The organism is Streptomyces spinoverrucosus (genome assembly GCF_006539505.1).
In the GTDB taxonomy this organism is placed as follows: domain Bacteria; phylum Actinomycetota; class Actinomycetes; order Streptomycetales; family Streptomycetaceae; genus Streptomyces; species Streptomyces spinoverrucosus.
Map to the genome: position 1 here is coordinate 111,779 of NZ_BJND01000021.1, position 10,736 is coordinate 122,514.

At 71.2% G+C, this 10,736-nt stretch carries 14 protein-coding genes; 6 read left to right on the top strand and 8 right to left on the bottom strand.

Features of this window, described 5'->3' with window-relative positions; translation table 11 throughout:
* Positions 1-24: 24 nt before the first annotated feature.
* Together SSP24_RS16150 and SSP24_RS16155 are read right to left on the bottom strand one after the other, a co-directional pair.
* Positions 25-579 carry a TIGR03086 family metal-binding protein gene (locus SSP24_RS16150; RefSeq protein WP_141310241.1) on the bottom strand — a complete coding sequence of 185 codons (555 nt, stop codon included), beginning with the start codon at positions 577-579 and terminating at the stop codon, positions 25-27.
* A gap of 52 nt (positions 580-631) precedes the next feature.
* On the bottom strand, positions 632-1,051 hold the full coding sequence (locus tag SSP24_RS16155; protein ID WP_141310242.1) for an SRPBCC family protein: 420 nt from the start codon (positions 1,049-1,051) through the stop codon (positions 632-634).
* A gap of 97 nt (positions 1,052-1,148) precedes the next feature.
* On the opposite strand from SSP24_RS16155, the gene SSP24_RS16160 reads away from it, so the two are divergent.
* Complete coding sequence (locus tag SSP24_RS16160; protein WP_141310243.1) at positions 1,149-1,481, top strand: ArsR/SmtB family transcription factor; 333 nt, start codon at positions 1,149-1,151, stop codon at positions 1,479-1,481.
* Positions 1,478-1,915 carry an SRPBCC family protein gene (locus SSP24_RS16165; RefSeq protein WP_141310244.1) on the top strand — a complete coding sequence of 146 codons (438 nt, stop codon included), beginning with the start codon at positions 1,478-1,480 and terminating at the stop codon, positions 1,913-1,915. The genes SSP24_RS16160 and SSP24_RS16165 overlap by 4 nt, the downstream gene beginning before the upstream one ends.
* A gap of 81 nt (positions 1,916-1,996) precedes the next feature.
* Here the strand turns inward: SSP24_RS16165 and SSP24_RS16170 are convergent, their stop codons facing one another.
* The 3 genes from SSP24_RS16170 to SSP24_RS16180 all read right to left on the bottom strand — a co-directional run bounded on the left by SSP24_RS16170 (position 1,997) and on the right by SSP24_RS16180 (position 3,999).
* Entirely contained in the window at positions 1,997-2,812 is an 816-nt protein-coding gene (locus SSP24_RS16170) for an SAM-dependent methyltransferase (protein ID WP_141310245.1), read from the bottom strand.
* Between the two features lie 73 nt (positions 2,813-2,885).
* Positions 2,886-3,098, bottom strand: coding sequence for a DUF397 domain-containing protein (locus SSP24_RS16175; RefSeq protein ID WP_141310259.1), 213 nt, complete (start codon positions 3,096-3,098; stop codon positions 2,886-2,888).
* Positions 3,099-3,123: 25 nt separating this feature from the next.
* Entirely contained in the window at positions 3,124-3,999 is an 876-nt protein-coding gene (locus SSP24_RS16180; protein ID WP_141310246.1) for a Sco1979 family transcriptional regulator, read from the bottom strand.
* Between the two features lie 306 nt (positions 4,000-4,305).
* Here SSP24_RS16180 and SSP24_RS16185 point away from each other — a divergent pair, with 306 nt between their 5' ends.
* From SSP24_RS16185 to SSP24_RS16200, 4 genes are all read left to right on the top strand, one after another.
* Positions 4,306-5,052, top strand: a complete 747-nt coding sequence (locus tag SSP24_RS16185; RefSeq protein ID WP_229865586.1) for an ATP-binding protein — start codon at positions 4,306-4,308, stop codon at positions 5,050-5,052.
* On the top strand, positions 5,030-5,491 hold the full coding sequence (locus SSP24_RS16190; protein ID WP_141310247.1) for a hypothetical protein: 462 nt from the start codon (positions 5,030-5,032) through the stop codon (positions 5,489-5,491). Before SSP24_RS16185 ends, SSP24_RS16190 begins: the two co-directional genes overlap by 23 nt.
* A gap of 141 nt (positions 5,492-5,632) precedes the next feature.
* Positions 5,633-6,361, top strand: a complete 729-nt coding sequence (locus tag SSP24_RS16195) for a lysophospholipid acyltransferase family protein (RefSeq protein ID WP_141310248.1) — start codon at positions 5,633-5,635, stop codon at positions 6,359-6,361.
* A 69-nt stretch (positions 6,362-6,430) separates the two neighbouring features.
* Positions 6,431-7,483 (top strand): NAD-dependent epimerase/dehydratase family protein, encoded by a 1,053-nt coding sequence (locus SSP24_RS16200; RefSeq protein ID WP_141310261.1) that lies wholly within the window; start codon positions 6,431-6,433, stop codon positions 7,481-7,483.
* Positions 7,484-7,490: 7 nt separating this feature from the next.
* Here SSP24_RS16200 and SSP24_RS16205 read toward each other — a convergent pair whose 3' ends face one another.
* From SSP24_RS16205 to ureG, 3 genes are all read right to left on the bottom strand, one after another.
* Positions 7,491-9,095, bottom strand: a complete 1,605-nt coding sequence (locus SSP24_RS16205; RefSeq protein ID WP_141310249.1) for an alpha/beta hydrolase — start codon at positions 9,093-9,095, stop codon at positions 7,491-7,493.
* 129 nt (positions 9,096-9,224) lie between these two features.
* A complete protein-coding gene (locus SSP24_RS16210; protein ID WP_141310250.1) occupies positions 9,225-9,992 on the bottom strand; it encodes an urease accessory protein UreD in 768 nt (255 codons plus the stop codon).
* On the bottom strand, positions 9,989-10,666 hold the full coding sequence (gene ureG / locus SSP24_RS16215) for an urease accessory protein UreG (protein ID WP_141310251.1): 678 nt from the start codon (positions 10,664-10,666) through the stop codon (positions 9,989-9,991). Before ureG ends, SSP24_RS16210 begins: the two co-directional genes overlap by 4 nt.
* Positions 10,667-10,736: the final 70 nt, after the last annotated feature.

Consider the following 10,736-nt stretch of genomic DNA (forward strand, 5'->3'; position numbering starts at 1 on the left):
TCTCCGGGGTGTCTCGGCGGATGGTCAGCTCCACTCAGGATTCCGGCCACTGACACCGAGCGCGCGGTGGAGTGCGGGGGCGTCGGCCGGCACGGGCACGGCCGGTCCGTAGCCGCCGTTGGTCCGGGCCTGCTCGGCGATCTGCTCGACCACACCGAGGACGGCCTGCGCGGTCTCGGCGCCGAGGGTGAACGACAGGCCGGTGGCGCGGGCCAGGTCCCAGCCGTGCAGGGCGAGTTCCTGCAGCGTGATCGACGCGGCGAAGGCGGCGGGCATCTCGCCGGGCCCGAAGTGCGTGCTGCCTTCGTACGCCGCCGGCTCGGCCCACGCGGCCGCGGCCAGCTCGGCCGCCTCGGCCACGGCGGCCGGCGACATCGCCGAGACACCGGTGTCCTCCTGGGGCTCCTTACGCGCCGCCCGCGCGGAGGAGAGCAGGGTGCCGCCGAGGTGGTCGAGCAGCTCGGCGACGGTGAACTTCTCGCACGGCGTGCGGTCGGTGAGCTGGTCGGCCCGAACGCCGGACACGAGGGCGACGACGGCGCCGGTGCACTCCTGGAGGGCGGGGTGGAGGGTGTTCATGGGTTCTTCCTCCTTGCGGCTGAGGGGAACTACGGCTGGTGGGAACTGCGGGCTACGAGAAGAAGGGCGCGGGCTCGCCGGTCTCGGCGTACGCCTTGAGCTGGACGAACTTGGTCGCCCAGCCGTAGGTGAAGTCCCGGTAGGCGTCGTCGACCGCCGGGAAGCCGCTGTGGGTGAAACGCAGGGTGACGTCGCCCTCGGGCCGGGCCAGGACCTCGTACGTCTGCACGGTGCCGTGCCAGGGGCCGTTCTCGCCGGTCAGCACGAGCCGCTTGCCGGGCTCGGCCTCGGTGACGCGGAGCCGCCAGGGCTCGGGCACGCCGGGGAAGCTCAGCTCGTGCCGGCCGTCCACGCCCTGCTCGGCAGTGGCGGTCGTGGTGAACCAGCCGTGGATGCCGTCGGTCGTCGAGATCGCCCGGTACACGGTCTCCGGGTCGGCCGCTATGTGCAGCTGCATCGCTATGTCCGCCATGTCGTGATCCTTGCTTGAGTGACCCACCTTGCTTTAGCCGAGACTAAAATGAAGTGCCCGCGAAGCGCAAACTGTAGCGGCGACTAAAATGACGGGCATGGATGCGGTACGGGCGGTCGCCGAGCCCCGGCGGCGGGAGATTCTGCGGCTGGTGTGGGACGCGGAGCTGTCCGCGGGCGAGATCGCCGAGCGGTTCGACGTCACGTTCGGGGCGGTCTCCCAGCACCTCAAGGTGCTGCGGGACTCCGGCCTGGTTACGCTGCGCCAGGACGGCAAGAAACGCTTCTACCGGGCGGACCGCGAGGCCCTGGGCCCGCTGGCCGACTATCTGCAGTCGATGTGGGCCGCGAAACTCGACACGTTGGCCGGGCTGGCCGAGGCGGCAGAAGCGGCCGAGCGCTCGGGGCAGGACGAAGGGCAGGGCTCGTGAACGCGAACGTGGTCACCCTGGAGCGGCGCATCGCCGCCCGGCCGGAAACGGTGTTCTCCTTCTTCACCGACCGGGACAAGTGGCTGTCCTGGATGGGCAAGGACGGCGAGTTCACGTTCGAGCCCGGCGGTGCCTACCGCACCAACGTCACCGGCGAGAACGTCGCCGAGGGCCGCTTCGTCGAGATCGACCCGCCCAAGCGGCTGGTCTTCACCTGGGGCTGGACCGAGGGCGGGATGCCGATTCCGCCCGGCTCGACGACGGTCGAGATCACCCTGGAACCGGTCCCCGAGGGCACCCTGCTCCGCCTGGTCCACAGCGGCCTGCCCTCCCCCGAGGCGTCCGCCGCCCACCAGGAGGGCTGGACGCACTACACCGACCGGCTGGCCGTCGTGGCGGCGGGCGGCGATCCGGGGCGCGACGACTGGATGTGAGCCTGGGGGCCTGGGGCCCACCCCAGTGACCGGGCCGGGGCCATACGTCGGCCCCGGCCCGCACGAACTACCGCTCAGGGCTCACGGCTTGCGCGCCACCGCCCCGTACATGGCGATGTCCTCGTCCCGGATCCCCTGCTCGCCCATGCCGTCCGGGTGCCACTTGTGGACCTGGACGATGCCGGGTTCGACGAGTTCCAGGCCGTCGAAGAACTCGTGGGCCTCGTCGATGGTGCGCAGCCGCATCGGCATGTTGCGGGCGGCGTACTCGCGGGCGACGCGGCCCACCTCCTCCGGCGCGAACTCGGCGGTGCCGATGGACATCGCCAGGTAGCTGCCCGAGGGCAGCGGCTCCAGCAGGCGGCGGACGATGCCGACCGCGTCGTCCTCGTCGAGGATGAAGTGGACGATCGCGATCACGGTGAGGGCCACCGGCTGCGTGAGGTCGAGCGTCTCGCGCAGTTCGGGGGCGTCCAGGATGCTGCCCGGCTCGCGGAAGTCGGCCTCGATGTACGAGGTCCGTCCCTCGGGGGTGCTGGCCAGCAGGCCCTGGGAGAGGGTCAGGACGATGGGGTCGTTGTCGACGTAGACGACACGCGACTCGGGAGCCACCGCCTGGGCGATCTCGTGGAGGTTGGGCGAGGTGGGTATGCCGGTGCCGATGTCGAGGAACTGGCGCATCCCCGCCTCCTCGGCGAGCCAGCGCACGGCGCGGTTCATCCAGTCGCGGTTGGCCCGCATGTGGATGGGCAGGGCGGGCCACTCCCGGGACATGGCGTCGCCCGCCTCCTGGTCCGCGGGGTAGTAGTCCTTGCCACCCAGGATGTAGTCGTAGATCCGCGCGGAGTGCGCGTTCTCGGTGTCGATACGGTCGGCCGGCCATCCGTTGTCAGGCAACGCCGTGTCTCCCATTCGGGTCGGGGGTTCTGCGGGGAACGCTCAGCAATAGCAAGGGAATTGAACCGGAGGGTCAGAGCAGGAAGTCGGCTTCTCCTGCCTTCACACCTGTCAGGAAGCTCGACACCTCCCCGGGCGTGAACACCAGCGCCGGCCCCTCGGGGTCGGTGGACTGGCGGACGGCGACGCGCCCGTCGTCGAGTTTCAGCACTTCCACGCAGGCGCCTCCGGCGTCGTCGCTCCACGGCTTGGACCAGCCACGTGCGCCCAATTCGGGGGCCGGCATGCCGTTGCGTATGGGGTGGTGCACGTCAGAGCTCCTTGCGAATCGCGCCGAGGTGGGCCTCGGTCTTACTGGCGGGCGCCGCCTGGGCGCCCAGCCGGTCCAGGGCCTCGCGATACACCACGACGTCCTCGCTCTTGTCCAGGTAGACGGCGCCCACCAGGCCGTTGAGATAGACGATGTCGGGCAGTTCGCGGGCCCGGAACCGGAAGAGGTGGAAGGCGCCCGCCCGCATGGCCGGGTGCGGGCCGTTGGCGAACCGCATGATCTGCAGGGTCACATGCGGCAGCCGGTTCACCTCGATCAGATGGTCGATCTGCGCCCGCATCACATCGGCGCCGCCGACCGGCCAGCGCAGCACGGTCTCGTCCATCACGACCCACAGCCGCGGCGGCGCCTCACGGGTCAGCAGTTCCTGGCGCCGCATCCGCAGCGCCACCCGGCGCTCGGTCGCCTCGGCCGGGGCGTGCGGGTTCCCGGCGCCGAGCAGGGCCCGGGCGTAACTCTCCGTCTGCAGCAGACCGTGCACGAACTGGCTCTCGTAGGCACGGATCTGCAACGCCGCCTGCTCCAGGCTCAGATACGCGGCAAACCAGTCCGGCAGTACGTCACGGTAGGTGTGCCACCAGCCGCGCTTGTTGGCCTCGCGGACCGACTTCAGGAACGTGTCGATCTCCTGCTGGTCCGTCACCCCGTAGACCTGGAGCAGCTTCTCGGCGTCCGGGAGCCGGAGCCGGGCCACCTTGGCGGCCTCCATCCGGCGGATCGTGGAGTGGCTGACCCCGATGGCCGCGCCCGCCTGCTCGTAGGTCAGTCCGGCCCGGGTCCGCAGCTCCTCCAGCTGTCTGCCGAGGATCATGCGCAGTACGGAAGGGGCGCCGCCCCAGTCGGTTTCCGCGGTCACGCCCTACCCCCTCACGCTGTCAGCTCAGGGCCACCGTCTCACGGGGTCACGTTCGGAATGCCATTCGATCATTTCCTGGCGAGAGCAGCATGCACTTGACCAATTGCAATTTTCAACTTGCCGCTTGCGAGGGGTTGTCGGCGGGTGCCACAGTGGACTCACTGTCCTCGGCTCGCCGAACGGGGAGACGGAGCGGTCCAGTTGGGGGAGACCGTTCCGCAACTCGCCGTTCTCATACGTGGGTTGTCATCCGCTTCCGCATCCCGCGCACACCGGGCCGACCGACAGCTGTACGGCGATGACCACATGGCAGACGAAAGGCGTACGGCGATGGCTCCGCCCTCCCTCCCCCACCCGCTGGACCGACTGCCCGGGAACGACCTCCCCGACCGCCTGCCCACCACAAGACAAGCCCTCCGCCTGTCCGGCGCCGACCCCTTCTGCCGGCCGCCCGGCTCCGAGCACACGCTCCGGGCACCGTCGAAGGCGACGCGCACACCCCAGTCACCCGGGGGCGAGTTCACCGGTCGACTCCCTGGGCCGAAAGGCCTCGATCGGCTCGCCTCCGGGGACCAGCCCGCCCACCGCACCCACACGTTCGTCCTCCCGGCGGCCCCGGAGTCGGTCGGCGCGGCCCGCCGCACCGTGCGCGAGACGCTGACCTCGTGGCACACCGGCCCCGACGACCTCGACAACGCTGTCCTGGTGACCTCCGAGCTCGTCACCAACGCGGTCACCCACTCGGGCAGCGAGCGCATCGTGTGCCGGCTGCACATCACCGGGGACCGGCTCCGCATCGAGGTCGAGGACCAGAACCTCGGGTCCACGCTGCCGACGCCCCGACAGGCCTGCCCCGACGACCAGAACGGCCGCGGGCTGCTCCTGGTCGAGGCGATCTGCGACGACTGGGGAGTCCGGCCCGCCCCGAACCGCTCCGGACGCGTCGTCTGGGCCGACCTGACGACGACGCGTCCCCGCCCCGCGACCCCCGCACGGCCCGTCCCCCACTCGGCCGAAGGACCCGTACCGCATGCACCGACCGCCCAGGCGTGACCCGCACCCGCCCCGCTCCGCGGCGACACTCCACCCCGCACCCGTCCGGCAGGACCACCCCCGCCTCCCGATCCCCCCGCACCTCGCCACGAGCCTCGGCCACGACGCCGTGGGCACACCCGTGGAACACGGCGAGAGCATCCTGAACGCTCTGCCCCGCGTCGGCTGCGTCTTCGGCGACGACCGGCACTGGTGGTGGATCGTCCCGGCCGGCTCGCACATCGGGATCACCTGGCCGCCGAGCACCACGTACGCGATCGGCGCCGGGATGCGCGACCCGTCCTGGACCGCCACCCGCCCGAAACCGGGCACGGACCACCCGCGCCTGATCCACTCCCCCATGGACGGCTCGCCGTACACCCCGCCGATACCGCTGTACTTCCTCACCTGCCGCCTCACCGGCAGCAACCCGAGCTGGTCGCTCGGCGCCACCGGCTGAAGCACCCCGGTACGGCTCGCTCACTCGGGTCGTACCGGTTTCCCCCCATCCCGCCCGCGCCTACACTGACACCTCACGACGTGCTGGTTGACCTGCGAAAACGCTGCGGTGCGCCGAACCGACGGAGTGAGGAGCCACCCGTTGTTCTACTACCTGCTCAAGTACGTGCTGCTCGGCCCGCTGCTCAGACTGGTCTTCCGGCCCCGGATCGAGGGCCTGGAGCACGTCCCGTCGTCGGGCGCGGCGATCGTCGCGGGCAACCATCTGTCCTTCTCGGACCACTTCCTGATGCCGGCGATCCTCAGGCGCCGGATCACCTTCCTGGCGAAGGCCGAGTACTTCACCGGCCCCGGCATCAAGGGCCGGCTGACAGCGGCGTTCTTCCGCAGCGCCGGGCAGATCCCGGTGGACCGCTCCGGCAAGGACGCCGGCCAGGCCGCCATCCGCGAGGGCCTCGGGGTACTGCGCAAGGCTGAACTCCTCGGCATCTACCCCGAGGGCACCCGTTCGCACGACGGCCGCCTCTACAAGGGCAAGGTCGGTGTCGCGGTGATGGCCCTCAAAGCCGGGGTCCCGGTCATTCCGTGCGCGATGATCGGCACCTTCGAGGCCCAGCCGCCGGGCAAGGTCATCCCCCGAATCCACCCCGTGGTCATCCGCTTCGGCGCGCCCCTCGACTTCTCCCGCTACGCCGGCATGGAGAACGAGAAGGCCATCCTGCGCGCCGTCACCGACGAGATCATGTACGCCATCCTGACGCTGTCCGAGCAGGAGTACGTCGACCAGTACGCGGCCGTGGTGAAGGCGGAGGCCACCGCGGCGAAGGCGGACCAGCGGGAGCGCAGGTTCCGGCGGATGCCGCTCAGCTGACTCTGCTGTGAGCCAAGTTCCGTAGCCTGCACGATGGTTGTGGCTTACGGTCACCTCATGAAACGTGCTGTGGTGATCGGAGCGACAGGCCAGATCGGGCGCCCGGCGGTGGCCGAGCTCGCACGGGACGGCTGGGAGGTGACGGCAGCGTCCCGGGGCGGCGGACGGGACGGGGCCTGGCCCGAGGAGGTCCGGGCGGCGCGGCTGGACCGGGACGACGACGCGGCGCTGGGCGCGCTGATCGGCGACGACTGCGACCTCGTCGTCGACATGGTCGCCTACGACACCCGGCACGCCCGGCAGTTGACCGGCCTGGCCGGGCGGATCGGCTCGGCGGTGGTGATCTCCAGCGTGTCGGTGTACGAGGACGACAAGGGCCGCGGCTTCGACACCCAGGCCGAACCGGACGGCTTCCCCGAGTACCCGCTGCCCCTGCCGGAGAGCCAGCGGACGGTGACGCCCGGCGAGGCGTCGTACAGCACCCGCAAGGCCGCCCTGGAACGCGAACTGCTCGCATCCGGCGACCGGTTGCCCACCACGCTGCTGCGTGCCGGTGCGGTGCACGGCCCGCACTGCCGCACGCCCCGGGAGCTGTACTTCGTCAAGCGCAACCTGGACCGCCGCCGCCAACGCGTCCTCGCGTACGGCGGCCGGAGCCGCTTCCACCCGGTGAGCGTGCACACCCTCGCCGAACTGATCCGTCTCGCCGCGGCCCGCCCCGGCTCGCGCGCCCTCAACGCCTGCGACGACGAGGCGCCGCCGGTGCTGGAGATCGCCACCGCGATCGACGCCGCGATGGGCGTCGAGACGGAGACGGTCCTGGTCGACGGTCCCCCGCCGGCCCCGACGGTGGGCGACAGCCCGTGGTCGGTTCCGGTGCCCGTGGTGTGCGACATGTCGGCGGCGGAACGGGAGCTGGGCTACCGCCCGGTGGTGCGCTACGCCGAGACGCTCCCGGAGACGATCGAGTGGATCGAACGCCAACTGTCCGGTCGGGACTGGCGGGAGGCGTACCCGAAGATGTTCCAGGCGTACGGCGACCTCTTCGACTACGCGGCCGAGGACGCCTGGTTGGACCAGGGGCGGCCGGCTGGTGCGCCGGCCGCCCCCGGCACCGTATGACCGCCGGTTACGGCTTGGGCGTGGCGTGCGGGGCGCAGGTCACGTCCTTGGTGTCCAGCTTGCCGCTGAGCAGGTAGGCGTCCACCCGGTCGTTGATGCAGGAGTTGACCAGGCCGGTGACACCGTGCGAGCCGGCGCCCTTCTCGGTGATCAGGCGGGAACCCTTGAAGCGTTCGTGCAGTTCGACGGCGCCTGCGTACGGGGTGGCCGCGTCGCGCTCGGACTGCACGATCAGCACCGGCGGCAGGCCCTTGCCGGTCTTCACGTTCAGCGGGGTGTTCTGCTTGACCGGCCAGGTGGCGCACGGCAGGTTCATCCAGGCGTTGGCCCAGGTCATGAACGGGTGGTCGCGGTGCAGCCGGGTGTTGTCGCGGTCCCACTTCCGCCAGCTGGTGGGCCACTTGGCGTCGGCGCACTCGACGGCGGTGTAGACGGCGTTGCCGTTCTCCGCGGAGGCGTTGCCCGCGGTGTCGGACAGGTCGGGGGCGGCCGCGTCGACGAGGGCCTGGGTGTCACCGGCGACGTACTTGCTGAACACGGTGGCGACCGGCACCCACGCGGAGTCGTAGTACGGGGCGCTCTGGAAGAAGGAGATCAGCTCCGCCGGGCCGACCACGCCACCGATGGGGTTCTTCTTCGCGGTGGCGCGCAGCTGAAGCCACTTGTCCTGGACCTCGGCGCGGGTGTCGCCGAGGTGGAAGGTGGCGTCGTTCTTCGCGACCCAGTCCTGCCAGTCCTTCCAGCGCATCTCGAAGGCCACGTCCTGGTCCAGGTTGGCCTGGTACCAGATCTTCTCCCGTGACGGGTTGACGACGCTGTCGACGACCATACGGCGGACGTGCCCCGGGAAGAGGGTGCCGTAGACCGCGCCGAGGTAGGTGCCGTAGGAGACGCCGAGGAAGTTGAGCTGCTTCTCGCCGAGCGCGGCGCGGATGACGTCCAGGTCGCGGGCGGTGTTCGGCGTGGTCATGTGGGGCAGCATCGCGCCGCTGCGCTCGTAGCAGCCCTCGGCGTACTCGCGGGCCAGCTTGCGTTGGGCGAGCTTGTCGGCCTCGGAGTCGGGCACCGGGTCGAGCTTGGGTGCCTTGACGAACTCCTGCGGGTCGACGCAGGAGATGGGCGCCGACTTGCCGACGCCCCGCGGGTCGAAGCCCACGAAGTCGTACGCCTTGGCCACCTTCGCCCAGACCGGCGCCTTGGTCGTGACCCGGCGTGGGAAGAACAGCCCGGAGCCGCCCGGGCCGCCGGGGTTGTAGACGAGGGCGCCTTGGCGCTCCTGCTTGGTGCCGGTGTTGCCGATGCGGTCGACGGCGAGCTTGATCTGCTTGCCGAAGGGCTTGGCGTAGTCGAGCGGCACGGTGACCCAGCCGCACTGGATCGGCTTCTCCAGCCCCGAGTCGGCGGGGCAGTCCTGCCAGTCGATCCCGGCCTGGGCGGCGCGGGCCGCGGCGACCTTGACGCCCCAGGCCTCGCGGTCCTGACCGTGGCGGGCCTGGTCGGCGCTCGCGCTGGCGGTGGGCGCGGCCACCGCTCCGGCTATCAGGGTCGCCGCGACGAGCAGTCCGGCCGAACCGAGCGCCGCCGTCCGCCTCTTCGGTCTGATGTCCCTCAAGTGGGGCCTCCCGTACACCGTTTCGATGAGTACGGGTGATCCTGTCCACTGTGCGGACGCTGAGAACAGAGGCGGGCGGTGTTCTTTGCCAATCCGATAACCGGAGAGGCAAGTTCGCTGACCGGATCGTTACCCGAACGAGGCCAACGCCTCGTCCAGCAGCCGCCGCAGGCGCAGCGCGTCCGGCGCGACGGCGGTCACCAGCGCGGCGGGCCCGGCGAGCGGCATGACCGCGGCGCCCTCCCCCAACACCCTCGCCGGTACCGGACGCTCCGCGAACTCCGGGCGTACGACGACGAGTTGCCCGACGGCACGATGTCCGCCGAGCCCGGCGGGACCGTCCCAGCCGCCCGGCGCGCCCGGACCGCAGGACAGCTCCTGGTCGAGGACGGCCCGCCCGGCGATCCGTACGGACAGACGGCTGGTGAGCCGCCCGGGTTCCTCACCCGCCCGGCCGAGCACCTGCTCCTCGCGCAGCACGAGGCGGGCGGCCGGGCCGAGGTCGGCCCAGGTGTGCACGTGCAGCTCGCTGCCGTTGGCGGATATCAACTGCTCGGGAAGCCAGCGCAGTTCGCCTCCGTCGGCGACGGTGAGGCGGACGTCGTAGCGGGCCTCGCCCTTGGCCTGGCCCGGCAGCGCGATGGTGGCGGCGGCCGACCCGACGAGCAGCCGGGCACCGGCCTCGACCCCGGCCTCGACCGTGAAGTGGTCGCCGCCCAGGGGGCCGCTCATCGCGCCGACGAGCATCACCCGGGCCTCGCCGTCCGCGCTCCCCCGCGTCCGGCGCAGCGCCAGCGGCCCCTCCCCCGCCAGTACGGGCAGGGCCGTACCGCCGCGCCCGTCGGGGCGGGCGAGCATCCGGGCGGTGGCGCGTACTCCGGTGGTCGTCGCGCTCATGCGGTCCACGCGGCGAGCTGCGCGCGCACCCAGTCGGCGACGTTCTTCACCCCGGCCTCGCTCCTCAGCGACTGGAACACGACCGGCAGTTCGGCTCGCTGGGCCTTGGCGTCCGCGGCCATCCGGGCCAGGTCGGAGCCGACGTACGGGGCGAGGTCGGTCTTGTTGACGACGAGCAGGTCGGCGGTGGTGACGCCGGGGCCACCCTTGCGCGGGATGTCGTCTCCGCCGGCCACGTCGATGACGAAGATCTGCGCGTCGACGAGGCCCTTGGAGAAGGTGGCGGTGAGATTGTCCCCGCCGGACTCGACCAGGATCAGGTCCAGCGGCCCGACCTCGTCCTCCAGGTCCTCGACCGCTTCGAGGTTGGCGGAGATGTCGTCCCGGATCGCGGTGTGCGGGCAGGCCCCCGTCTCCACGGCGGTGATCCGCTCCGGCGGCAGCACGGCCTCCCGCAACAGGAACTCGGCGTCCTCGCGCGTGTAGATGTCGTTGGTGACGACGGCGAGCGAGAACTCGTCACGCAGCGCCCGGCACAGCGCGGCAACGGTCGCGGTCTTCCCGGACCCAACGGGCCCGCCAAGCCCAACACGCAGAGCCCGCCGCCGACCGTCGGGCCGGTGGGCGTCGGCACTGGGGGCGGGGGTGGTGTCGTGGGAGTGGTCGAGGTGCATGAGGGCGGCTCCAAATTTCACGAGTACGGTTGCCGACAGCCCGGTGCGCTTCCAGCCGAGGCCGGCACCA